The sequence below is a fragment of the Dyella sp. genome, assembly GCF_035685805.1.
Lineage (GTDB): Bacteria > Pseudomonadota > Gammaproteobacteria > Xanthomonadales > Rhodanobacteraceae > Dyella_A.
In genome coordinates, this window is record NZ_DASSAB010000039.1 from 72,111 (window position 1) to 96,178 (window position 24,068).

23 protein-coding genes and 1 pseudogene are annotated in these 24,068 nt (G+C 67.8%); 6 read left to right on the forward strand and 18 right to left on the reverse strand.

Going from position 1 to position 24,068, the window contains the following annotated elements; genetic code table 11:
* Positions 1–9 precede the first annotated feature (9 nt).
* From VFG40_RS17870 to VFG40_RS11445, 6 genes and pseudogenes are all read right to left on the reverse strand, one after another.
* Positions 10–414 (reverse strand): annotated as a pseudogene (locus VFG40_RS17870) (molybdenum cofactor biosynthesis protein MoaE); the annotation flags it as partial.
* Complete coding sequence (locus VFG40_RS11425; protein WP_324897496.1) at positions 411–653, reverse strand: MoaD/ThiS family protein; 243 nt, start codon at positions 651–653, stop codon at positions 411–413. The pseudogene VFG40_RS17870 and the gene VFG40_RS11425, both read right to left, overlap by 4 nt.
* A complete protein-coding gene (gene mobA, locus VFG40_RS11430) occupies positions 650–1,243 on the reverse strand; it encodes an NTP transferase domain-containing protein (RefSeq protein WP_324897498.1) in 594 nt (197 codons plus the stop codon). The genes VFG40_RS11425 and mobA overlap by 4 nt, the downstream gene beginning before the upstream one ends.
* Positions 1,240–1,737 (reverse strand): cyclic pyranopterin monophosphate synthase MoaC, encoded by a 498-nt coding sequence (gene moaC / locus VFG40_RS11435; protein WP_324897500.1) that lies wholly within the window; start codon positions 1,735–1,737, stop codon positions 1,240–1,242. The genes mobA and moaC overlap by 4 nt, the downstream gene beginning before the upstream one ends.
* Before the next feature lie 18 nt (positions 1,738–1,755).
* On the reverse strand, positions 1,756–2,820 hold the full coding sequence (gene moaA / locus VFG40_RS11440; RefSeq protein ID WP_324897502.1) for a GTP 3',8-cyclase MoaA: 1,065 nt from the start codon (positions 2,818–2,820) through the stop codon (positions 1,756–1,758).
* Position 2,821: 1 nt separating this feature from the next.
* Complete coding sequence (locus tag VFG40_RS11445; protein ID WP_324897504.1) at positions 2,822–4,027, reverse strand: molybdopterin molybdotransferase MoeA; 1,206 nt, start codon at positions 4,025–4,027, stop codon at positions 2,822–2,824.
* Positions 4,028–4,261: 234 nt separating this feature from the next.
* Here VFG40_RS11445 and fdhD point away from each other — a divergent pair, with 234 nt between their 5' ends.
* Together fdhD and VFG40_RS11455 are read left to right on the forward strand one after the other, a co-directional pair.
* Positions 4,262–5,119, forward strand: coding sequence for a formate dehydrogenase accessory sulfurtransferase FdhD (gene fdhD, locus VFG40_RS11450; protein WP_324897506.1), 858 nt, complete (start codon positions 4,262–4,264; stop codon positions 5,117–5,119).
* A complete protein-coding gene (locus VFG40_RS11455; RefSeq protein ID WP_324897508.1) occupies positions 5,116–5,946 on the forward strand; it encodes an NAD-dependent protein deacetylase in 831 nt (276 codons plus the stop codon). Before fdhD ends, VFG40_RS11455 begins: the two co-directional genes overlap by 4 nt.
* 24 nt (positions 5,947–5,970) lie before the next feature.
* Here VFG40_RS11455 and VFG40_RS11460 read toward each other — a convergent pair whose 3' ends face one another.
* The 5 genes from VFG40_RS11460 to folD form a co-directional block, all read right to left on the reverse strand.
* The gene (locus VFG40_RS11460; protein ID WP_324897510.1) at positions 5,971–6,840 is read right to left on the reverse strand and encodes a fumarylacetoacetate hydrolase family protein; all 870 of its coding nucleotides are present in this window, start codon (positions 6,838–6,840) and stop codon (positions 5,971–5,973) included.
* Between the two features lie 104 nt (positions 6,841–6,944).
* Positions 6,945–7,376 (reverse strand): tRNA adenosine(34) deaminase TadA, encoded by a 432-nt coding sequence (tadA, locus tag VFG40_RS11465; RefSeq protein WP_324897512.1) that lies wholly within the window; start codon positions 7,374–7,376, stop codon positions 6,945–6,947.
* Between the two features lie 139 nt (positions 7,377–7,515).
* Positions 7,516–9,108: a glutamine-hydrolyzing GMP synthase gene (gene guaA / locus VFG40_RS11470; protein ID WP_324897514.1), complete on the reverse strand. Its 1,593-nt coding sequence runs from the start codon at positions 9,106–9,108 to the stop codon at positions 7,516–7,518.
* A gap of 165 nt (positions 9,109–9,273) precedes the next feature.
* Positions 9,274–10,731: an IMP dehydrogenase gene (gene guaB, locus VFG40_RS11475; protein WP_324897517.1), complete on the reverse strand. Its 1,458-nt coding sequence runs from the start codon at positions 10,729–10,731 to the stop codon at positions 9,274–9,276.
* Between the two features lie 101 nt (positions 10,732–10,832).
* Positions 10,833–11,690, reverse strand: a complete 858-nt coding sequence (gene folD / locus VFG40_RS11480) for a bifunctional methylenetetrahydrofolate dehydrogenase/methenyltetrahydrofolate cyclohydrolase FolD (RefSeq protein ID WP_324897519.1) — start codon at positions 11,688–11,690, stop codon at positions 10,833–10,835.
* An 84-nt stretch (positions 11,691–11,774) separates the two neighbouring features.
* Between folD and VFG40_RS11485 the strand changes: the two genes are divergently transcribed.
* A complete protein-coding gene (locus VFG40_RS11485) occupies positions 11,775–12,410 on the forward strand; it encodes a GNAT family N-acetyltransferase (protein WP_324897521.1) in 636 nt (211 codons plus the stop codon).
* 6 nt (positions 12,411–12,416) lie between these two features.
* Here VFG40_RS11485 and der read toward each other — a convergent pair whose 3' ends face one another.
* The 7 genes from der to ndk all read right to left on the reverse strand — a co-directional run bounded on the left by der (position 12,417) and on the right by ndk (position 19,443).
* Complete coding sequence (der, locus tag VFG40_RS11490) at positions 12,417–13,814, reverse strand: ribosome biogenesis GTPase Der (RefSeq protein WP_324897523.1); 1,398 nt, start codon at positions 13,812–13,814, stop codon at positions 12,417–12,419.
* Positions 13,815–14,030: 216 nt separating this feature from the next.
* A complete protein-coding gene (gene bamB / locus VFG40_RS11495; RefSeq protein ID WP_324897525.1) occupies positions 14,031–15,242 on the reverse strand; it encodes an outer membrane protein assembly factor BamB in 1,212 nt (403 codons plus the stop codon).
* Entirely contained in the window at positions 15,239–15,889 is a 651-nt protein-coding gene (locus VFG40_RS11500; RefSeq protein WP_324897527.1) for a YfgM family protein, read from the reverse strand. The genes bamB and VFG40_RS11500 overlap by 4 nt, the downstream gene beginning before the upstream one ends.
* Positions 15,890–16,087: 198 nt before the next feature.
* Positions 16,088–17,068 carry a helix-turn-helix domain-containing protein gene (locus VFG40_RS11505; RefSeq protein WP_324897529.1) on the reverse strand — a complete coding sequence of 327 codons (981 nt, stop codon included), beginning with the start codon at positions 17,066–17,068 and terminating at the stop codon, positions 16,088–16,090.
* A complete protein-coding gene (pilW, locus tag VFG40_RS11510; protein WP_324897531.1) occupies positions 17,065–17,865 on the reverse strand; it encodes a type IV pilus biogenesis/stability protein PilW in 801 nt (266 codons plus the stop codon). Before pilW ends, VFG40_RS11505 begins: the two co-directional genes overlap by 4 nt.
* Positions 17,855–19,009 (reverse strand): dual-specificity RNA methyltransferase RlmN, encoded by a 1,155-nt coding sequence (gene rlmN / locus VFG40_RS11515; protein WP_324897534.1) that lies wholly within the window; start codon positions 19,007–19,009, stop codon positions 17,855–17,857. The genes pilW and rlmN overlap by 11 nt, the downstream gene beginning before the upstream one ends.
* A gap of 8 nt (positions 19,010–19,017) precedes the next feature.
* Positions 19,018–19,443: a nucleoside-diphosphate kinase gene (gene ndk / locus VFG40_RS11520; protein WP_324897536.1), complete on the reverse strand. Its 426-nt coding sequence runs from the start codon at positions 19,441–19,443 to the stop codon at positions 19,018–19,020.
* Positions 19,444–19,672: 229 nt separating this feature from the next.
* Between ndk and VFG40_RS11525 the strand changes: the two genes are divergently transcribed.
* The 3 genes from VFG40_RS11525 to VFG40_RS11535 all read left to right on the forward strand — a co-directional run.
* A complete protein-coding gene (locus tag VFG40_RS11525) occupies positions 19,673–20,287 on the forward strand; it encodes a TetR/AcrR family transcriptional regulator (protein WP_324897538.1) in 615 nt (204 codons plus the stop codon).
* A 91-nt stretch (positions 20,288–20,378) separates the two neighbouring features.
* A complete protein-coding gene (locus tag VFG40_RS11530; RefSeq protein WP_324897540.1) occupies positions 20,379–22,766 on the forward strand; it encodes a 3-hydroxyacyl-CoA dehydrogenase/enoyl-CoA hydratase family protein in 2,388 nt (795 codons plus the stop codon).
* Between the two features lie 165 nt (positions 22,767–22,931).
* A partial coding sequence (locus tag VFG40_RS11535) for an acetyl-CoA C-acyltransferase (protein WP_324897542.1) occupies positions 22,932–24,068 on the forward strand: 1,137 nt, incomplete at its 3' end.

Consider the following 24,068-nt stretch of genomic DNA (forward strand, 5'->3'; position numbering starts at 1 on the left):
CGAGCAGGCGACCCAGGCCGTATCGCCTTCCAGGTAGTGCTCTTTCTTCCAGATCGGCAGGCGGTGCTTGATCTCGTCAATGATGTAGCGGCAGGCGCGGAACGCCTCGTCGCGGTGCGGGGCGGAGGCGCCGATCCACACGGCGAGGTCGCCGATCTTCAGGTCACCCACGCGATGCACGGCGCTGGCCGCCAGCACGCCGTAGCGTTCGGCGGCTTCGGCCAGGATGCGCTCGCCCTCGGCGATGGCCAGCTCGGTGTAGGCCTCGTATTCCAGGCCGCTCACCTCGCGGCCCTCGTTGTTGTTGCGCACCCAGCCCTCGAACGCGCAGAAACCGCCACTGCCGGGATGCTGCAGCTCCTCGCGTAGCTTGGCGAGATCGGCCGGGGCCGCGGTGAGATCGAAGCGCATCATCCGCCGGCCACCGGGGGGATGAACACGACCGTGTCGCCGTCGGCGAGCGCGCGATTCCAGTCGCTGAACTGGGTGTTGACCGCCACCTTGAGCGCGTCGACGGGCAGCGTGAAACCGTGGCGCGCGCGCAGCTCGTCGTACAGGTCGCGCAGGGTGACTGCAGCGGTGCTCACCTGCTCGGTGCTGGCACCGGCCTGTTCGCGCAGCTGCGCGTAGTACTGCAGGTTCACGCGGGTCATGGTTGCGACTCCAGCTGGCGCTGCATCTGTGCGAATTCCTCCGGGGTGTTGATGTTGTCCAGCGCGTCGCCGGGGGCGGGCAGCAGGACGATGTCGGACTGGATCAGCGCCTTGCGCGGGCAGTAGCTGCCGGCATCAAAGCGGGCCTTCAGCCGTGCATGGCTGGACGGCTCCCACAGCGCGCACAGCGGCTCGGGCAGCTCGTCGAAGCGGCTGGTGAAGACGGTGGCGTCCTTCGCCGGATCGCGCGCGGCGATCAGGGCGCGCAGCGTGGCCTCGTCCAGTCGTGGCAGGTCGCAGGCGATGACCAGCCAGGCGGCCTCCGGATGGGCATCCTGCGCTGACAGGATGCCCGCGGCCGGCCCCACCGCATCGTAGGTGTCGACCAGCTGCGGCAGCTGCCCGCGCAGCGGATCGTCGCGCTGCGTCTCGCGCACCGAGACGAAGGCGCGTTCGGTGACGGCCGACAGCACGCGCCAGGCGCGCAGAAGCTGCGGCTCGCCGGCGTAGCTGAGCTGCGCCTTGTCGCGCTGCATGCGCTGGCTGGCGCCGCCGGAAAGCAGCAGGCCGTAGATGGGCGCGGCGCTCATGCGCCCGCCTGCCGGTAGTCGAGGTCGCTCTTGCCGCCGGTCTTGCCCAGCAGGCGCACTTCGGCGATGACGATGTCGTGCGACATCGCCTTGCACATGTCGTACAGGGTGAGCGCGGCGACGCTGGCACCGGTGAGCGCCTCCATCTCCACGCCGGTGCGGCCTTCGCAGGACACCGTGCAGACGATGCGCGCCTCGACTCCCTCCATCGCGATGTCGATGTGGCACTTGTCCAGCGCCAGCGGGTGGCACAGCGGAATGAGCTGCGAGGTGGCCTTGGCGCCCATCACGCCGGCGAGGTTGGCCACCGTGAGCACCGCGCCCTTGGGTGTGACGTAGCTGGCGCCGTGCAGCTGCGCGGCGACCTCGGCGGGAAACACCACGCGCGCCTGCGCCTGCGCCGTGCGCCGCGTGACGGCCTTGCCGCCGACGTCGACCATCTGCGGCTGGTGCGCGTCGTCGAGGTGGGTGAGCTTGCTGGGAGTACTGGCCATGGAATTCCGTCGGGCGACTCAGCCGCCGATGTAGTGCATCTCGATCTTCGGGCGCGAGCGCTGTCGGCGCTCTTCGCGTTCCTCGCTGTAGCGGTCCGCGCGGTTGAGCCAAACCTGGCGCAGGCGTTGGCGCACGGCCTCGTCGCTGCTGCCGTCGCGCAAGGAGGTGCGCAGGTCGGTGCCCTGCACGGCGAACAGGCAGGTGTAGAGCGTGCCTTCGGACGACAGGCGGGCTCGCGAGCAGTCGCCGCAGAACGGCTGGCTCACCGAGGAGATCACGCCGATCTCGCCCTGCCCGTCGCGGAAGCGGAAGCGCGTGGCGACCTCGCCCTCGTACTTGGGCGGCAAGGCGTCCAGCGGCCAGCGCGCGTCGATTGCCGCGATCATTTCGGCCGAGGGCACTACGGCGGCGCGGTTCCAGTCGTTGCGATTGCCCACGTCCATGTATTCGATCAGCCGCGGGATGATGCCGCTGCCGCGGAAGCGCTCGATCAGCTCGAGCACGCCGTGCTCGTTCACCCCGCGCTGCACGACCGTATTGAGCTTGATGCCCTGCGGGAAGCCGACCGCCTGCGCCGCTTCGATGCCGCCGAGCACGTCATCCAGCGCGCCGCGGCCGCCGCTCATGCGGTGGAACAGCGCGGGGTCGAGCGTGTCCAGGCTGACGGTGACGCGATCGAGGCCCGCGTCGCGCAGGTCCTGCGCGTGGCGCCCCAGCAGCACGCCGTTGGTGGTCATGGCCAGGTCGGTAATGCCGGGGATGCGCCGCAGCCGCGCCACCAGTTCGGCCAACCTGGGCCGCAGCAGCGGCTCGCCGCCGGTGAGGCGCAGCTTGCTCACGCCGAGCGAGGCGGCGATGCGGCTGATGCGCTCGATCTCGTCGAAGCTCAGCCGCTCGTCGTTGCGCAGAAAGGTGAAGTGCTCGCCGTAGGTGGACTCCGGCATGCAGTACGGGCAACGGAAATTGCAGCGGTCCATCACCGAGATGCGCAGGTCGTGCATCGGGCGGCCGCGCTGGTCCAGCGGCGCGTCCAGCGACGGCACTTCGGCGGCGATCTCGGTGATGGCGTGCGGATCGGTCATGTCACCAGCGATAAAGGGCGGCTACGGTGCCGGCGGGCGCCGGTTCCGCGGACGGCGCCAGTTCCACCACGCCGTCGGTACCCGGCAGCGCAGAAAAGTCGCCCGAGGTGGGCGCCGGCACCGGCGTGGCCACGGCGCGACCGGCATCGTCATGATGCACCCGCACCGGTACAAAACAGGTCAAGGCGGGACTGGTGACGGCCGGGGCGGCCAGCACCACCCGCTCCGGCGGCCGCGGCGCCAGGCCCATGGCCTGCTCCAGTGCCGGCAGCAGGTGGCGCACCGCACACACCAGGGCCGATACCGGGTTGCCCGGCAATGCGAACGCCACCTGCCCCTGCGGGCCGATGCCGAACCACATCGGCTTGCCTGGACGCTGGGCCAGCCGGTGCAGCACCTTGTCCACCCCCAGCGCGCGCAGCGCCTCGGGCACGAAATCGCGCTGCCCAACCGACACGCCGCCAGACAGCACCAGCACCCCGCAGGTGGCGAGCAGTTCGCCAAGCCGTGCGGTAGTGGCGGCCAGGTCGTCGGGCACGCGGGTCAGCTGCACATCCACAAAACCGCGGTCGCGCAGCGCGGCGGCCAACGCGCGATCGTTGGAGCGGCGGATCTGCCCGTCGGCCAGCGGCTGCTGGGACACCTCCGCCAGTTCGTCGCCGGTGGCAATAATCGCGACCTTCGGCACCGCCGCCACCTCGACCTCGGTCACGCCGTTGGCGGCGAGCACGGCCAGTTCAGGCGCGCGCAGGCGCACCCCCGGGGCGAGCAGCGCATCGCCCTGGTGACAGTCCGAGCCACGCGGGTGGATGAATTGCCGTGCGGTCGGCTCCCAGCCCTCGAGCAGGGTCACGCGATCGCCCTCGTGCACCACCTGCTCGATCGGCACCACGCAATTGCAGCCAGCCGGCAGCATGGCGCCGGTGGTCACCTCGATGCAGCCAGCCGGATCGGCCAGCACCGCGCCAGCCATGCCGGCCATCTGCCGGCCGTTGACGGTGAACTCGCGCCGGCCGGCGTCAGCCAGCGAGATCGCGATGCCGTCCATCATCACCCGGTCGAACGGCGGCTGGTCGCGCTCGGCCCTTACCTGCTGGCGCAGCACGCGACCGGACGCCGCATCCAGCGGCACGCGCTCGGCCGGAAAAAGCGGCACGCTGGCGCGAATGCGCTCATCGGCTTCGGTGACGCTGGGGAGCTCGCTCATGGGCTGGGGGAACCGTCCGTGCGCGGAAACGGCACGAGACCGCGCCGGGATGGGAAAGCATGGGGCCGGGGATGGGCTTTGACAACCGCGGCCAAAGTCGAAAACACACCGCTCAAAGCACTGCCCACAGCCGCCGCCCGGCCATTCGGCGGCGCCGCTGCCACGGTTACCCGCGTGGGCCAAGCTGATGCCGCAGGCACGTGGCGGCATGCCGCGGCTGGTTATGATGCGCCGATGACACAGCCTCCTGCTTCCGCCGGGCGCGCGCCGGGCCAAGACGCCTCCGGCTACGTGCAGCGCCGTATCACCCGCTGGCGGCACGGCGCGGCCGAAGCCACCGACGACTGGGTGGCCGAGGAGCAGCCGATCGCGATGACCTACAACGGCCATTCCTTCGCCGTGATGATGGCCACGCCGCACGATCTGGAGGATTTCGCGCTGGGCTTCTCGCTCAGCGAAGGCCTGCTGCGCACGCCCGGCGACCTGCTCGCGTTGACGGTACGCCCGCTGCTGGAGGGCACCGAACTGGCCATGACCGTGGCCGCGGACGCCCACGGCGCGCATCTGGATACCGAAGGCCAGCGCCTGCTGCCGGGGCGCAGCGGCTGCGGCATCTGCGGCACGCGTCAACTGGAAAACGCGGTGCGCCAGCCGGCGCCGGTGCACGGCGATGTCGGCCTCACCCACGCCGGACTGGAGCGCGCCCTGGCCAGCCTGCAGCAGCGCCAGCCGATGAATGCCGCCACCGGCGCCGTGCACGCCGCCGCCTGGGCCACCGGCGCGGGCGAGATCGTGCTGGTACGCGAGGACGTCGGCCGGCACAACGCGCTGGACAAGCTGGTCGGTGCGCTGCATCGCGGCGGCATCGATCCGGCGAGCGGCTTTGCCCTGGTCACCAGTCGCGCCAGCTACGAGATGGTGACCAAGGCCGCCAGCGCCGGCGTCACCGTGCTGGCCGCCATTTCCGCCCCGACCGCGCTGGCGATCGAGCTGGCGCGCAGCGCGGGACTCACTCTGGTCGGCTTCGCGCGGCCGGGCAGCCACAACGTCTACACCCATGCCGAACGCCTGCACGCGGGGGAGCCGCGATGAACGCCTTGACACAACGTGTTGCCGACACGCGGCTGCGCGCGTTCGTGGACGGCCATCGGCGCCTGTTCGTGCTGACCGGTGCCGGCATCAGCACCGACTCGGGCATCCCGGACTATCGCGATCGCGCCGGCCAGTGGAAGCGCACGCCGCCGGTGACCTACCAGGCCTTCATGCACGAACTGGCCACGCGCCAGCGGTACTGGGCGCGCAGCCTGGTCGGCTGGCGCCGTTTCGGCCGGGCCGAGCCGAACACGACCCACCGGGCCCTGCGCACGCTGGAACAGCGCGGTCAGGTGGAACTGCTGGTTACCCAGAACGTGGATCGCCTGCACCAGCGTGCGGGTAGCAAGCGCGTGGTCGACCTGCACGGACGGCTGGACGAGGTTCGCTGCATGGTCTGCGACTGGCGCCAGGGACGGCATGATTTCCAGCGCACGCTGGTGGCGCGCAATGCCGCCTGGGCCCATCTGGATGCCGCCGACGCACCCGACGGCGACGCCGACCTGGAGGGCTACGACTTCAGCCGCTTCGACGTGCCCGCCTGCCCCGCCTGCGGCGGCATCGTCAAGCCGGACGTGGTGTTCTTCGGCGAGAACGTGCCGCGCGAGCGCGTGGAGGCGGCCACCCGCGCATGGTCCGACGCCGACGCGGTGCTGGTGGTCGGCTCTTCGCTGATGGTGTTCTCCGGCTACCGGTTCGTTGCCGCGGCCGCCAAGGCCGGCAAGCCGGTGGCGACCGTGAATCTGGGCGTGACGCGGGCCGATCCGCTGGTCAGCCTGAAGATCGATGCGCCCTGCGCCGAGGCACTGGCGTTCCTGCTCGAGTGAACGCCGACGCGCCGGGCTGCGCGTTCAGAACACGTCGTTGACCAGCCGCCCGATGCCTTCGATCTCGATTACCACCTCGTTGCCGCGCTCGAGAAAGCGCGGCGGATTGAAACCCGCGCCCACGCCCTCCGGCGTGCCGGTGGCGATGACATCGCCGGGCTGCAGCGTGATGCCGGCGGAGATGGTGGCGATAAGGGTGGGAATGTCGAAGATCAGGTCGCGCGTGTTGGCTTCCTGACGCAGCTCGTCGTTGACCCAGCAGCGGATGTCCAGCGCCGAAGGATCCAGCTCGTCCGCCGTCACCAGCACCGGCCCCATCGGGCAGAAGGTGTCGAACGACTTGCCGAGAAACCACTGGTGATGGCGCTGCTGCCAGTCGCGGGCAGTCACGTCGTTGACGATGGTGTAGCCGAAGACGTAATCCATCGCCTCGTCGCGGGCGATGCCATGGCCGCTGCGGCCAATCACCACGGCAAGCTCCGCCTCGTAGTCGAGCGCGTTGCTGAGGCCGGCCGGATAGCGAATGGTCTCGCGGTCGCCGATCACCGACTCGGGCACCTTGGTGAAGATCACCGGATGCTCCGGCACCGCGCTGGACGAGCTGCTGTCGAAGCCGCTCTGCGCGAACTCCTCCGCATGCCGCCGGTAGTTCTTGCCGACGCAGAAGACGTTGCGCGCGGGGCGGTGGATCGGCGCCAGCAGATCCACCTCAATCAACGGCAGCGCGGCACGCATGACGCTGGGCACCACGGCGTCGAGCCCCTCGCGGATGAGCGTCAGCATGTCCGGAATGTGGCGGCCGTCGCCCAGGTCCAGCGGTTTGATCCGCGCCGTGTCCGGATCGAACACGCCCACGCCGGTCATGCCGTGGTGCAGATAGGTAACAAGTCGCATGGCGCTCCCGGGGCCGCGTGGGCAAAAGCCAAAGCTGCCGGAGACTGCGGCAGCGTGAAGAATGTGAAGTGCATCACACTCCGCCCCGCCTGGCGAGTGGCGTCTCAGCGGCGCGCGCGAAAGAACGTCCGCAGCATGGTCGCGGCCTCGTCGGCGAGCAGGCCGCCCTGCACCGCGATGCGATGGTTGTGGCGCGGGTCCACCAGGGTGTCGAACACGCTGCCGGCGGCACCGGTCTTGGGATCGGTGGCGGCGTAGACCACCCGGGCAATCCGCGCGTGCACCAGCGCCATGGCGCACATGGCGCACGGCTCCAGCGTCACGTACAGGGTCGCCCCGGGCATCCGGTAGTTGCCGAGCCGCTCGCCGGCGGCGCGCATGGCCATGATTTCGGCATGGGCGGTGGGATCGTGCAGGGTGATGTTGCGGTTCCAGCCGAGCCCGATGATCTCGTCATCGAGCGCCAGCACTGCCCCTACCGGCACCTCGCCTTCGGCATCGCGGGCGTGCTCGGCCAACTGCAGGGCGCGGCGCATGCAGGCCACGTCCGCGACGCTGAACCCGCCCGCTTCTCCAGCGCCCGTCATAGCATTGGTATCAATGAGTTGCATGATGTTCTTCAGTCGCCGCGCCGGCCCGGGAAGGAGCACGCGAGCCGCAAGTTGCTGATTCTGCTCATTCCCACTCAATGGTCGCGGGCGGTTTGCCGCTGATGTCATAAACCACGCGAGAAACACCACGCAACTCATTGATGATGCGGTTGGATACCTTGCCGAGGAACGCGTATGGCAGGTGCGCCCAGTGCGCCGTCATGAAGTCGATGGTTTCGACCGCGCGCAGCGCGATCACCCATTCGTAGGCCCGGGCGTCGCCCACCACGCCCACCGATTTCACCGGCAGGAACACCGCGAACGCTTGGCTGGTGGTGTCGTACAGATCCCACGCCCGCAGCTCTTCGATGAAGATCGCGTCGGCGCGGGCGAGCAGTTCGGCGGACTCACGACGCACCTCGCCGAGGATTCGCACGCCCAGCCCGGGGCCGGGGAACGGATGCCGGTAGACCATGGCACGCGGCAGGCCCAGCTCCACGCCGATGCGGCGCACCTCGTCCTTGAACAGCTCGCGCAGCGGCTCGACCAGCTTGAGCTTCATGTGCGCCGGCAGGCCGCCCACGTTGTGGTGGCTCTTGATCACGTGCGCCTTGCCGGTCTTGCTGCCGGCCGACTCGATCACGTCCGGGTAGATCGTGCCCTGCGCCAGCCACTTCACATTGCCGCCGCTGGCGATGATCTTTTCCGACTCTTCGTCGAAGATCTCCACGAACAGGCCGCCGATGATCTTGCGCTTGGCCTCCGGGTCCGCCACCCCTTCCAGCGCGGCGAAGTAGCGGTCGGCCGCATCGACCCGGATCACCTTGATGCCCATGCCGCCGGCCTCGGCCTCGGCAGCGAACATCGCCATCACCTGGTCGCCTTCCTGCCAGCGCAGCAGGCCGGTGTCGACGAACACGCAGGTCAGGCGATCGCCGATCGCCCGATGCAGCAGCGCCGCTACCACCGACGAATCGACGCCGCCGGACAGGCCCAGCAGCACATGATCGTCGCCGACCTGCTCGCGCACGCGGGCGATCTGGTCCTCGATGATGTTCGCCGCGGTCCACAGCGTGTCGCAGCCGCAAATCTCGGTGATGAAGCGCTTGAGCAGCGCCCCGCCCTGCCGGGTGTGGGTGACTTCCGGGTGGAACTGCACGCCGTACCAGCGCTTTTCCTCGTTCTCCATCACCGCGACCGGGATGCGATCGGTGGTGCCGGTCACGGCGAAGCCGGGCGGCGCCTTGGCGACGTGGTCGCCGTGGCTCATCCATACGTCAAGACGATGGCCGTCGGTGTGATCGCTCAGTCCGGCAAACAGACGACTCTGCAGGGTGATGTCCACTTCGGCGTGGCCGAACTCGCGCGCATCGGCGGCCTCGGTGGCCCCGCCCAGCTGCGCAGCCATGGTCTGCATGCCGTAGCAGATGCCCAGGATCGGCAACCCCGCATCGAACACCTCCTGCGGCGCGGTGGGCGCGCCTTCCAGCGTGGTCGATTCCGGACCGCCGGACAGGATGATGCCCTTGGGCGCGAACGCGGCGATCTCCGCCGGATCGTGGTCCCACGCCCAGATCTCGCAGTACACGCCCAGCTCCCGTACGCGCCGGGCGATCAGCTGCGTGTACTGCGCGCCGAAATCGAGGATGAGGATCTTGTCGCTGTGGATGTTTTGCATCGTTCAAACCCTTGGAAGGCGCGAATACAACCGCGGCGTCATTCCCGCAAACGCGGGAATCCGATTGGCCTCTGCGGCATGATCACGATGGATTCCCGCAGTCGCGGGAATGACGTCACGAAGGCTTGGAGAACCGGGCACGGACACGTGGCCCGGCTCCCTCGGTCACGAGTTGAGCCGGTAGTTCGGCGCTTCCTTGGTGATCTGGATGTCGTGCGGGTGCGCCTCGGTGACGCCCGCCGAAGTGACCTTCACGAACTGCGCCTTGTTGCGCACGTCGTCGACATTGGCCGCGCCCAGATAGCCCATCGAGGCACGCAGGCCACCGATCAGCTGATGGATGATGTTGCGCAGCGGGCCGCGGTACGGCACCCGACCCTCGATGCCTTCCGGCACCAGCTTGTCGGCGTCCGCTTCTTCCTGGAAGTAGCGGTCCTTCGAGCCCAGCGCCATCGCGCCCAGCGAACCCATGCCGCGATAGCTCTTGTACGAGCGCCCCTGGAACAGCTCCACTTCACCGGGCGACTCCTCGGTGCCGGCGAACATCGAGCCGAGCATTACCGTGGATGCGCCGGCCGCGAGGGCCTTGGGGATGTCGCCGGAGTAGCGGATGCCGCCGTCGGCGATCAGCGGAATCTCGTCCTTCAGCGCCGTGGCGACCATGTCGATGGCGGTGATCTGCGGCACGCCCACGCCGGCGACGACGCGGGTGGTGCAGATGGAGCCGGGGCCGACGCCGACCTTCACGGCATCCACGCCGGCGTGCAGCAGCATGCGCGCCGCCTCGCCGGTGACGATGTTGCCGGCGATCACCTGCACCTGCGGGTAGTGCTTCTTGACCCATCCGGCGCGGTCGATCACGCCCTGCGAGTGACCATGCGCGGTATCGACCACGATCACGTCGACACCGGCGTCGACCAGCGCTGCCACGCGCTGCTCGGTGTCGCCACCCACGCCAACGGCGGCGCCGACCAGCAACGCCTCGTTGCGGTCCTTGGTGGCGTGCGGGTTGTCGCGCGCCTTCTGGATGTCCTTGACGGTGATCAGGCCGCGCAGCTGGAACGCGTCGTTGACCACCAGCACCTTCTCGATGCGGTGCTTGTGCAGCAGCTGCAGCACCTCGTCCTGGCTGGCGCCTTCCTTGACCGTGACCAGCTTCTCCTGCCGGGTCATGATGTTGCGCACCGGGTCGTCATGCTTGCGCTCGAAGCGCATGTCGCGACTGGTGACGATGCCGACCAGCTTCTCGCCGTCGACCACCGGCACGCCGGAAATGTTGTGCGCGCGGGTCAGGCGCTGGACCTCGCCAATGGAGGTATCCGGGCCGACGCTGAAGGGATTGCGGATCACCCCGGCCTCGAATTTCTTCACCAGGCGCACTTCGGCGGCCTGCTGTTCGGGCGTCATGTTCTTGTGGATGATGCCGATGCCGCCGCATTGCGCCATCGTGATGGCCAAGCGTGCTTCGGTGACGGTGTCCATGGCGGCGGACAGGATCGGAATGTTCAGGCGCAGGTCGCGGGTCAACCGGGTGGACGTGTCGACGTCCCGCGGCAGGACCACCGAGTGGCCAGGAACCAGATACACGTCGTCGTAGGTCAGGGCCTCGGCGAGAATGCGCATGCGGAACGTCCTTCAAAGCGGAGATTATACGCGCCCTGCCGTCGTGCTCGCCAGATGGCGGACGCCCTCGCCGCGGCATCGGCCTGAAGCGCTCCCGCAGCCTAGGCCGCCGTGCGAGCCTCGGCCGCTTCCAGCGTGTTCTCCATCAGCGTGGCCACGGTCATCGGGCCGACGCCACCGGGCACCGGAGTGATCCAGCTGGCGCGCGCGGCGGCCGGCTCGAACTCCACATCGCCCACCAGGCGGCCGTCGTCGAGCCGGTTGATGCCCACGTCCACCACCACCGCGCCCGGCTTGATCCATTCCCCCTTGACCAACCCCGGCTTGCCGACCGCCACGATGACAATGTCGGCCTGGCGCACGAAGCCCTCCAGGTCGCGGGTAAAGCGGTGGCAGCAGGTCGTGGTGCAGCCGGCGATCAGCAGCTCGAGCGCCAAGGGCCGTCCAACGTGATTGGAAACCCCGACCACTACCGCGTGCTGGCCGCGCACCGGGCGATCGGTGTGCCCGAGCAAGGTAATCACGCCCTTGGGCGTGCACGGGCGCAGTCCGAACCGGCGCAGCGCCAGCCGCCCCACGTTGACCGCCTGGAAGCCGTCGACGTCCTTCAGTGGATCGATGCGATCGACCAGCGCGTCCTCGTCGATGTGCGGAGGCAACGGCGACTGCACCAGAATGCCGTGCACGGCTGGATCGGCGTTGAGAGTGTCGATCAGGGCAAAGAGCTCTTCCTGCGTGGTGGCCGTGGGCAGGTCGTAGTCGAACGAGCGGAAGCCGACCTGATGACAGGCCTTGCGCTTGTTGCGCACGTAGACCGACGACGCGGCGTCATCACCGACCAGCACCACTGCCAGCCCGGGTTCCACGTGGCCCTGCGCCTTGCGTTCGAGCACCCGGCGGGCGATGCGCTCCAGCAATTCCTGCGCAATGCGTTTGCCGTCGAGGATGCGTGCGCTCATGATCGTGCCCTGCCAGTCGAGCCGGGCATTATCGCGGCACGCCGCGCCCCACACAAACCAGCACGCCTGCCGGGTTGCCAGCGCATGGACGACACCGCTCTCGCCAACCGCCACCTTACCCTGCGCCCCTGGCGCCCCTGGCGCCCCGAGGACGTTGACGCCATGTGCGAGGCGGTGCACGAATCGTGCGACAGCCTCGGCCGGTGGCTTCCCTGGTGTCATCCCGGCTACGGCCCGGCCGACGCGCGCCAGCGCATCGACGCCTGCCTGGCGGGCTGGCGAAGCGGCGAACTGTTTTCCTTTGCCGTCTGCGATACACGAGGCGGCCGGCTGCTCGGCAGCGCAGGCCTGAGCCAGCACAACCGCATGCACCGCTGCGCCAACGCCGGCTACTGGATTCGTCGCTCCGCCCAGCGGCAAGGACTTGCGGCCGCGGCACTGGCCGCAGTGGCGCGCTTCGGCTTCGAGCAGCTGGGGTTGATCCGGGTGGAAGTCGTGGTCGAAGCAGCCAACGTGGCCAGCCAGCGCACCGCCGAGCGAGCCGGCGCGCGGTTCGAGGCGCTCGCGCGGAACAAGCTTCGGGTCCGCGGCGAGCCGCGCGACGCCCGGGTCTACGCGCTGGTGCCCGGCGATCTGGCCGACCGGGCCGCTACCGACACAGTCGCGACCGTGCAGGCCACGGCAGGTCCGGTCACCACCGACCCGCGCGAGCCGGGATGACGCGCCTCAGCGGCGCTTCTTCATCTCGCGCACCATCCGCTGACGCTTGCGCTGCTGCGCCTCGGTGAGCACGTTCTTCTTGCCCGCATACGGGTTCTCGCCATCGCGGAAGTCGATCCGGACCGGGGTGCCCTCCAGCTTGAAGCGCTTGCGGAAGAAGCCCTCGAGATAGCGGCGATAGGCCGGCGCGATGTGCTTGGTGCGGCTGCCGTGGATCACGATCGTGGGTGGATTGCTGCCGCCAGGGTGCGCAAAGCGCAGCTTCGGGGCGTGACCGCGGACCAGCGGCGGCTGGTAGCTCTCGTAGGCTTTCTCCAGCGCCTTGGTCAGCTCGGACGAGCCCAACTCGCGCGTTGCCGCCGCATGCGCGCGAACCACGGCGCGCATCAGCTCTCGCAGGCCGGACCCGTGCAAAGCGGAGATGAACACCGTCTTGGCCCAGTCGACGAACACCAGCCGTCGCTCCAGCGCGCGCTGGCACTGGTCGCGCTGGTAGGCGTCCATGCCGTCCCACTTGTTGACGGCGATGACCAGCGCCCGCCCTTCGTCCATCGCTGCGCCGATCAGGGTGAGGTCCTGGTCGGCGAGGTTTTCGCGCGCGTCGATCATCACCACCACCACTTGTGCGGCGGCCATTGATTGCAGGGTCTTGATGACGCTGAACTTTTCCACCGCCTCCTCGACGCGCGCCTTGCGTCGCACGCCGGCGGTGTCGATCAGCGTATAGCGCTTGCCGTCCCGCTCGAGCGGCACGCGGATCGGATCACGCGTGGTGCCGGCAACGTCCGAGACGATCAGCCGATCCTCGCCCAGCAGGCGGTTGATCAGTGTGGACTTGCCTGCGTTCGGACGGCCGACGATCGCCACCCGGATGCTGCCGGATTCGCCCTCGTCCACCGCGTCCACCTCCTCGGCGGGCAGCAGCGGCAGCACCATGGCGATCAGGTCGTCGGTACCGCGGTTGTGCGCCGCCGACAGCGGTATCGTCTTGCCGATACCGAAGGTGGCGAACTCGGCCAGCGCGTTTTCCTCGTCCAGCCCGTCGGTCTTGTTGACGGCCGCGATCACCGGCTTGCCGCTGCGGCGCAGCTCGCCGAGGATCGCGTGGTCCTGCGGCAGCAGGCCGTCGCGCGCGTCGACCACGAACACCAGCACCTGCGCCTCGTCGATGGCCAGCCGCACCTGCTTGGCGGTGAGCTCGTCCATCGCGTCGTCGACGCCCGAGAGCCCGCCGGTGTCGACCACCACGAACGGCCGGTCGGCCGTGCGGCACACGCCGTAGTGACGGTCGCGGGTGACGCCAGGCAAGTCCGCCACCAGGGCATCACGGCTACGCGTCAGTACATTGAAAAGGGTCGATTTACCGACATTGGGACGGCCGACCAGAGCGACGACGGGCAACATGATTGAGAACCTGAATCCCTGTACGGGTGGCGCGCGGATGAGGTTCCGGCGCGCTGGAGAAAGCGAAGCGACGAGTGTAAGTCAATCCGGCGCCGGCAGCGGCAGAGCGGGCGCTGCGCGGGCGCCGGAAAAAAATGAATCAGGGCGCCCGACCGGGCGCCCTGTCATGAAACGGACGAACGACCGCGCGGCACGCCGTCAGGCGCGCCTGCGGCCTCAGCGGGCCAAAAGACGGTAGGCGCCGATATGGCCCTTGATGTCTTCGACGTACACCGTGTCCCCGACCACCAGCGGCTGCGCACGAATGGCCTTCTTGGACAGACGCTCACGCGCGGCCAGCGCGCCGTCACCGGTCTGCAGCCAATGCACGTAGCCCTCGATGTCGCCGACCACGACATACTTGCCCTGCACCGCAGGGCTGGTGAGCCAGCGATACTTCAATGCGTCGTTCTTCCACAGATCGGAGCCGCCGGTCTTGTCGAATGCCCACACCTGGGACTCGTCGTTGACCGCGTAGACGGCGTTGCCGGCCACGTCGGCCGAACCGAAGCTGGAGAACGGGCGGTTCCACAACGGGCGACCGCTGGGGCCGTCCACTGCCACGAGGTTGCCGTGATACGCCGTGCCATAGAGCGTGCTGCCATCCAGCACCACCGCGCCATCGGCGTCATCGAGGCGCTCGATGTCGGTGCGACCTTCGCCGCTTGCGAGGGTCTGCTCCCACAGCTTGTCGCCGGTATCCTGGCGCAGGGCGACCAGCTTGCCGTCATCGCTGCCGAAGAAGACCACACCGTTGGCGGCCAGCAGCGGACCGTTGCCACGCACGCTGAGCAGCGGCACGTTGCCCTGGTCGTACACCCAGCGGCGGTCGCCGTTGGTGCGGTCAAGCCCGTAGACACGGCCGTCCTGGGTGCGCACCAGCACCAGCGGACCGACCACGACAGGCGCCACCACGACCTCGGACTTGAGGTTCGCTTCCCAGCGCGGCGCGCCGTCTTTCGAGGCGACACCATAGACGTGGCCATCGAGCGTACCGATCACGAGCAGGTCGCCGTCGACTGCCGGACCACCGGCGTAAAACGCGTCCTTGCGCTTCTTGTCACCCCAGCCGAACCAGCCGTGCGTGCTCGACTTGGTCGACCACACGGTCTTGCCGGTGGTGGCATCGAACGCGGCGATCTCGCCATCGCTGCTCGCCGCGTAGAGCACGCCGTCACTGACGACCGGGCGCATGCGCAGGCCGGTCATGCCGGCACCGTCACCCACACGGGCGGTCCACAGCTCCTTGACGGTCGCGGTCGGAGTGAAGTCCTTGGCCAGCGGCGTCGGCGGCTGGACATTGTCCTTCTTCTTGGAGTGGCAGCCTGCCAGCACCACCAGCGAGGACAACGCGATCACCCAGAGGGAGTTTTTCAAAACCGGTTTCATGCACCCTGCTTCCCGGCCGCAGCCAGATCATCAATTTTCAGCTGAAGTGACGAGCGCTGGGGCGCGTCCCCGCTCAACGCCGACAATGCCGACTGGTACGCCTTGCGCGCATCGTCGACCCGACCAAGGTTGACCAGTACATCGCCGCGTAGTTCCTGGCTCAGGCCCCGGTACTGCGCGTCGCCCAGCTGGTCGAGCGTCGCCAGCGCCTCCTTGGCCTTGCCCTGCGCAAACTGCACCTGCGCCATGCGCAACTGGGTCAGGCCCTTCAGTGCGGGATCTTCGGCATGCGCCAGCGCCCAGCCGAGCGAGCCGGCCGCCTTGTCGTATTCCTTCGCAGCAACCTGGCGCCGCGCACGCTCGCTGGTGGCAAACACGGCATAGGCCGATTTTTCGTGCTCGGTCTGCAGGCGTTCGACGAGCTGGTCCGCCATCGCCGTGTTGCCCGCAGCTTCGGCCGACTGGATTTGCTGGTAGACCTGTGCGGCCTGGGCGCGGTTGCTGGCCTGGTGGTTGCGCCACTGCTGCCACCCGAAGATGCCGATCAGCCCGATCGCGATGCCGACGATGATGGAGACCCCGTTCTGGCGCAGCCACTTCTGCACCAATTCGCTCTGTTCGTAATCGTCGTATGCGTCGAATGCCATGCGGTCACCATTTGAAAACACCGCCGCACCGGATGATCGCGGTGACGGCAGGCGCGGAAGATTGTCGAAAGACCGACGGCGCGGAAACGCCTGCGGTCAATACGCAAGCATAACCGAAACATAGAAGCCGGCGGCGGGCTCGAGGCCCGGAGGCAGCAGGTCGCGCCACGCGCCAGCGGCACGGAGGCCATGACGCGCTCAGGCGCCGTGCGGAATCGCCCGGCCGTCCTGAAGCTCCACCCGGAAGTGCGCCACGTTGGCGCGGCGGTAGCCGTCCAGCGGCAGCGGTTTGCCGTCGAGCTCCACCTGCGCCCCGGTCGCATTGCCCAGGCGAACCTCCAGCGGCTTGTCGCTCTGGTACGTCTTGCGGGTGCCTGCAGGCAGCAAGCCGTACTCGATGCGGGTGCCATCGGCGGCGGTGATCTCTACCCAGCTCGCGTCGCTCAACGAGAGGCTGATGCTGTGCGCACCGGGGACGACGGCAGCCACCGTGGCGGGCGCCACGGGCGCCGGCTTGAGCGACTCCATGTTGATGTCCGGCACCATCGAGGCAAGCAACGGCTCATCGTTCGATGCGCTCGGGGCTGCCTTGCCGGCAGCCGGAGGCTGCTGCGGCAGCGATCCCGCTGCGGTCGGGAGCTCCTGCTGCGCCACTGGCGCGGCGTCCAGCGGGGCCAGACGGCTGATGTCACGGTTCAGGGTGCCGCGCACGCCCAGCCAGATCATCGGCACGATGATCACTGCGGTCAGTACCACGTACGTGGCAGCCGTGGCATAGCGCTCCAGCAGGTAGCGCGAATGCGAGATGCCGCCCGTGGCCACCAGCACTGGTTCCTCGCGCCGGCGAATGCGGGCCACCTCGGCCTGGACCAGTGCATCGTCCAGGTCCAGATAGCGCCCGTACTTGGTGATGTAGCTGCCCAGGTACACCTGGTAATCAATGCCGTCGTGCTGGCTGCTCTCGAGCTGCCGCAGCACGCGCGCTGGAAGCTTCAGCGCCTGGGCACAGGCCTCGATGTCGAGTCCGCGCCGCTCGCGGGCGGCGCGCAGGCGGCTGCCGAAGCCGGGTTCTTCCGAGACCGACATCGCCATGGCGTCACCGTGATCGTCCGCAGCATCGGCCAGCTGCTTGGCACTGCTGGAATCGGCACCTGGAGAAAAAGGCTGCTGGGAGGTCATGGGCGGGTGGTTTGGTCGAGATTGCGGGCCTGGGCCGAATCCGGAAACTGGCTCAGCAAGCGCTGACGATACGAGAGGGCCGCATCCGTGTTGCCCAGGCGGGATTCAATCAGGTAGCCCAGCTGCAGCGCATCGGCAGATGGGCTGCGCAATGCGTCGAAGCGCTGCAGGAACGCACGCGCACGGAACGCATCGCCGGACTGGTACATCGTGTTGGCCAGCTGCAGCAACGCTTCGCCGTTGTTGGGATTGCGCTGCAGCGCCTCGCGGAACTCGTTCTGGGCAGCCGCCGCATCGCCGTTCTTGAGCTGGCACACGCCCGCATTGGTCAAGGCGACATCCGGGGTGCTGTAGAACGGATCGGCCACCGCCTTGCGGAAGTACGCCTCGGACTCTGCGCCCTTGCCGACGCGGCAGAGGAACGCGCCCAGGTTGTTGTTGGGGCCGCCCTTGGTCGGCTCCAGCTCGACCGCGCGGCGGTAGTGCAACTCCGCCTTGGGCATGTCGTTGATCCGCTCGTAGACCACGGCGATCACGGTGTGGGCCGGCGCGTAGCCTTCGTCGAACTGCAGCGCCTTGGTCAGTTTCTCCAGCGCCGTCTGCAGATCGCCGCCCTGCATGTAGTGCTGGCCCAGCTCGGTGTGGATGCGCGCCGCCTCCTCGGCTTTGTCAGCCCGACTCGTGCGCGGCAGGCGGTCTCCCGAACTGTCCTGACTCCCGCTGTTGGCACCCCCGACGCTGACGCACCCCGCCAGCAGCGCGCAGAGCGCGCTTCCCCACCAACGATCAACCCGCATGGACAGCCCCCTGATCCAGACGCTTGAGAAATTCGGCCTGACGGCGCGTTCGATCCAGCACCTGTCCCTTCAGCTGGCCGCAGGCGGCGTCGATGTCGTCACCGCGGGTGCGGCGGAGCATCGTGAGCACACCGGCATTGAGCAACTGCGTCTGGAAAGCCCGGATGGTATCGGCATCCGAACGCTCAAAACGTGTCCCAGGAAACGGATTGAACGGAATCAGGTTCACCTTGCAGGTCGGCAGCCGGCGCATGAACTTGATCAGTTGCCGCGCGTGCTCCGGCTGGTCGTTGACACCCTTCATCAAGGTGTACTCGAAGGTGATCGAGGTACGCGCCTTGCGCGCGATCCAGCGCTGGCAAGCCGCCTCGAGCTCGGCCAGCGAATAGCGCTTGTTGAGCGGCACCAGCTCGGTGCGCAGCTCGTCGTTGGCGGCATGGAGCGACACCGCCAGCGACACGTCGATGGTTTCGGACAGCTTGTCGATCTGCGGCACCAGGCCGGCCGTGGACAGCGTCACGCGCTTGGCGGCGAGGCCGAACCCGAGGTCGTCGCGCATCAGGCTCATCGCGCGCGTGACGTTGTCGAAGTTCAGCAGCGGCTCGCCCATGCCCATCATCACCACGTTGGTGATGCGACGGTTCTGGTGGGTGATGTTGCCCAGGTACTTGGCCGCCACCCACATCTGCCCGATCACCTCGGCGGTGGACAGGTTGCGGTTGAAGCCCTGCGTGGCAGTGGAGCAGAACTGGCAATTGAGCCCGCAGCCGACCTGGGACGACACGCACAGCGTGCCGCGGGTCGGCTCGGGGATGTACACCGCTTCAATGGCGTTGCCGCCATCCATGCCGAGCAGCCACTTGTGGGTGCCGTCGGCAGCACCCTTGTCGAACAGGGTCTTCGGCGGACCGACGTAGCAGGTCGCTTCGAGCTTGGCTCGCAGCGCCTTGCCCACGTCGGTCATGTTGGCGAAATCGTCCTCCAGGTGGTGGTAGATCCACTTCATCACCTGCTCGGCGCGGTAAGGCTTCTCGCCGATCTGCGTAAAGAAATCACGCAGACCCTTGCGATCGAAATCGAGCAGATTGACCTTGCCGGCGGTGGCCGTGGGGTCGGTTGAGGGGACAGCGACTACCTGGTTCACGACATGCCTCAGCGCGGAAGGACTTCCGTCTCGGCGAAGAAATAGGCGATTTCGGCCTTGGCCGTCTCGACGGCATCGGAGCCGTGCACGGCATTGGCGTCGATCGACTCGGCGAAATCGGCACGGATGGTACCGGGCGCCGCTTCCTTCGGATTGGTGGCGCCCATCAGGTCGCGGTGGGCGAGCACGGCGTTCTCGCCCTGCAGGGCGGTGATCATCACCGGGCCGGAAATCATGAACTCGACCAGCGCATTGAAGAACGGGCGCTCCTTGTGCACCGCATAGAAGCCTTCGGCCTCCTTGCGCGACAGGTGCTTCATCTTGGCGGCGACGACCTTCAGGCCGGCTTTCTCGAAGCGGGCGTAGATTTCGCCGATCACGTTCTTGGCAACGGCGTCGGGCTTGATGATGGAAAGAGTGCGCTCCAGCGCCATACGGGTCTGCTCCGGGATACAGGTGAGGGAAGATTCGCGGCCGGCGACGCCGGCAAAAGACCTAAACCCGACAAGGAATGCGGATTTAGCTCACTAAAGTTTGACAGATTCTAGCTCATGCGCAACCCGCGCGCCGGTTAATGCAAGCGTTCGTTTGACGTCTGCCGAGCGCCCCGCGTATGCTCAAACGATCGTTTGATTCTGACCCTGCAACGGTGGATGTCCAGCCTTGAACAGCCCGATTTCGACCAAGGAACGCATCCTCGCAGCGGCCGAGTCGCTGTTCGCCCAGCGTGGCTTCGACGGTGCCTCGCTGCGCCAGCTCACCGCCAGCGCGGGCGTCAACCTGGCCGCCGTCAACTATCACTTCGGGTCCAAGGAAAAACTGGTCGAGCAGGTCTTCAAGCGCCGCCTCGATGCGCTCAACCAGCACCGGCTGGCGGAGCTGGCCAAGGTCGCCGGGCGCGCCGACACCACCCTTGAAGATGTGCTCGCCGCCTACATCCGTCCCGCGCTGGAGCTGTCGCACGAGGGCAATGGCTCGTTGTTCATGCGCGTGCTGGCGCGGGCGTTCGCCGAGCATGACGACACGCTGCGCCAGTTTCTCTCGGACAACTACGGCCACGTCATGCGGCAGTTCACGCTCGAGTTCGCGCGTCTCCTGCCCCACCTGGCGAAAGCGGAGCTGTACTGGCGGATCGACCTGGTCACCGGCGCGCTGACCCACGCCATGTCGGGCTTCGGCATGATCCAGCGCAAGGACAACGTCACCGAACAACAGCATCGCGAGCAGACTGCGGCGCACCTGATCCGCTTCGCCGCCGCGGGCCTCAGCCATCCCTAATCCCGTTGCCGGACCACTTTCACGGTGCAGCCGCGGCTGTTCCGACCCATTCACTGCATCACTCGTCGTGATCGATCCACTGGAGAAGCCAATGACCGCTGCACAAACGTCCCCCTCAGCGCTCCGCATCCGCAAGGCCGCGGTACTGGGCGCCGGCGTCATGGGCGCGCAGATCGCCGCGCACCTGACCAACGCCGGTGTCGAGACCGTGCTGTTCGACCTGCCCGCCAAGGAAGGCCCCAAGAGCGGCATCGCTCTGAAGGCGATCGCCAACCTGGCCAAGCTGTCCCCTGCCCCGCTGGCCGACAAGGCGCTGGCCGCGTCGATCGTCCCAGCCAACTACGACGAACACCTCGACCTGCTCAAGGACGTGGACCTGGTGATCGAGGCGATCGCCGAGCGCATGGACTGGAAGCTCGATCTGTACAAGAAGATCGCCCCGCACGTCTCCGCCACCGCGGTGCTGGCCTCCAACACCTCCGGCCTGTCGATCAACGGCCTGGCCGAGGCCCTGCCGGAAGAGATGCGCCACCGCTTCACCGGCGTGCATTTCTTCAACCCGCCGCGCTACATGCACCTGGTCGAGCTGATCCCGACCCGCCTCACCGATCCGAACGTGATCGAGGGGCTGGAAGCCTTCCTCACCACCACCGTCGGCAAGGGCGTGGTGATCGCCAAGGACACCCCGAACTTCATCGGCAACCGCATCGGCGTGTTCTCGATGCTGTCGGCGATGTACCACACCGACCAGTTCAAGCTCGGCTTCGATACCGTCGACGCCTTGACTGGCCCGGCGCTGGGCCGCCCCAAGAGCGCCACCTACCGCACTGCCGACGTGGTTGGCCTGGACACCATGGCGCACGTGATCAAGACCATGGCCGACACCCTGCCCGAAGATCCCTGGCACAAGTATTTCAAGGCGCCGGCGTGGCTGCAGGGCCTGATCGACAAGGGCGCGCTGGGCCAGAAGACCGGCGGCGGCTTCTACAAGAAGGTCGGCAAGGACATCGTGGTGCTGGATGTCGCCAAGGGCGACTTCCGTCCGTCCGAGCAGAAGCCGTCCGACGAGGTCGCCGCGATCCTCGCGATCAAGGATCCGGCCGAGAAGTTCGGCAAGCTGCGCGCCTCGTCCGACCCGCAGGCGCAGTTCCTGTGGGCCAGCTTCCGCGACCTGTTCCACTACACCGCCTATCACCTGGCCGACATCGCCGACACCGCGCGCGAGGTGGACTTCGCCATCCGCTGGGGCTATGGCTGGAAGATGGGACCGTTCGAGACCTGGCAGGCCGCCGGCTGGCAGCAGATCGCCGGCTGGATCGCCGAGGACATCGCCGCCGGCAAGGCGATGAGCGATGCGCCGCTGCCGGCGTGGGTGACGGACGGCCGCAACGGCGTGCACGGCAAGGACGGTTCCTGGTCGGCGGCCGATGGCAGCTACAAGCCGCGCTCGCAGCATCCGGTGTACCAGCGCCAGCTGTTCCCCGATCCGCTGCTCGGCGAGCGCTTCGACACCGGCACCACCGTGTGGGAAAACGAGGGTGTGCGCCTGTGGACGCTGGGCGACGACGGCGTGGGCATCCTCTCGTTCAAGACCAAGATGAACACGGTCAACGACCACGTCCTGGACGGCATCCAGCACGCGGTGAAGCTGGCCGAGGAAAAGCTCAAGGCCTTGGTGATCTGGCAGACCGGTGAACCGTTCTCCGCCGGCGCGGATCTGAAAGGCGCGCTCGGCCTGCTCAAGGTGGGCAAGTTCGACGACTTCGAAAAGATGGTGGAAAACTTCCAGCGCACCAGCATGACGATCAAGGAGTCGCTGGTGCCGGTGGTGTCCGCCGTGCGGGGCATGGCGTTCGGTGGCGGCTGCGAGTTCCAGATGCATTCGGCACGCACCGTGGCCGCGCTGGAGAGCTACATCGGCCTGGTCGAGGCGGGCGTCGGCCTGCTGCCGGCCGGCGGTGGCCTGCACGAATTTGCCGTGCGCGCAGCCAAGGCCAATCCGGCTGACCCATTCGAGGAGCTGAAGAAGGTGTTCGAGAACGTCGCCATGGCCAAGGTCGCCACCAGCGCACTGGAGGCCAAGAACATGCGCCTGCTGCGCGAGGACGACGTGGTGGTGTTCAACGCCTACGAGCTGCTCTATGTGGCGAAGAAGGTGGCGCTGGCGCTGGCTGAGACCGGTTACCGCCCGCCGCTGCCGCAGCGTGCAATCCCCGTCGCTGGCGACGTCGGCACGGCCACCTTCAAGGCCTCGCTGGCCAACCTGCAGGCCGGCTACTTCGCCTCGCCGCACGACATCGACATCGCCACCCGCATTGCCGACTGCCTCTGCGGCGGCGCAATCGAGCGCGGCTCGCAGGTGGACGAGGAGTGGCTGCTGGCACTGGAGCGCAAGCACTTCGTGGAGCTGGCCAGGACCGAAAAAACCCAGGCCCGCATCGAACACACCATGACCACCGGCAAGCCGCTGCGTAACTGACGGCGCGCGGACGATCACCCCCATCACCGGAAACTTCGAAGCCGCCAAACGTCATCCCCGCGCAAGCGGGACCCGTTTTGATCTGATGTTCAAAGCAAAATGGATTCCCGCGTTCGCGGACATGAACAAAAGGCGCTGCTCCGAGGTGACTCAAAGGACAAGACCATGACCAAGCAAGTGCAAGACGCCTACATCGTCGCCGCCACCCGCACCCCGGTCGGCAAGGCGCCGCGCGGCGTGTTCCGCCACACCCGGCCCGACGACATGCTCGCCCACGTGATCCGCGCCGTGATGGCGCAGGCGCCGGGCATCGACCCGCACCAGATCGGCGACGTCATCATCGGCTGCGCCATGCCCGAGGCCGAGCAAGGCATGAACGTGGCGCGCATCGGCCTGTTGCTGGCCGGCCTGCCAGATACCGTGCCCGGCGTCACCGTCAACCGCTTCTGCTCGTCCGGCCTGCAGTCGGTGGCGATGGCCGCCGACCGCATCCGCCTCGGCGAGGAAGACCTGATGCTCGCTGGCGGCACCGAGAGCATGAGCATGGTGCCGATGATGGGCCACAAGGTGGCGATGAATCCCGGCATCTTCGATAACGAGCACATCGGCATCGCCTACGGCATGGGCATCACCGCCGAGAACGTGGCCAAGCAGTGGAAAGTCAGCCGCGAGCAGCAGGATGCGTTCTCGGTGGAAAGCCACCGCCGCGCGCTGGCCGCCCAGGCCGCCGGCGAGTTCAGGGACGAGATCACCCCGTTCCAGCTCGCCGACCACTACCCCGACCTCGCCACCCGCGGCATCGTCACCGACAGCCGCCTGATCGAGAACGACGAAGGCCCGCGCACCGGCACCACCGCCGAGGTGCTGGCCAAGCTGAAGACCGTGTTCCGCAACGGTCAGTTCGGCGGCACCGTCACCGCCGGCAACTCCAGCCAGATGTCCGACGGCGCCGGCGCCGTGCTGCTGGCCAGCGAGAAGGCCATCAAGCAGTACAACCTGCAGCCGCTGGCCCGCTTCGTCGGCTTCTCCGTCGCCGGCGTGAAACCCGAGGTGATGGGCATCGGCCCGAAGGAAGCGATCCCCAAGGCGCTCAAGCACACCGGCATCGATCAGAACCAGCTCGACTGGATCGAACTCAACGAAGCGTTCGCCGCCCAGGCACTGGCCGTGATCGGCGACCTCGGCCTCGACCCGGCCAAGGTCAACCCGCTCGGCGGCGCCATCGCGCTCGGCCACCCATTGGGCGCCACCGGCGCGATCCGCACTGCTACGCTGGTCCATGGCATGCGCCGCCGCCAGCAG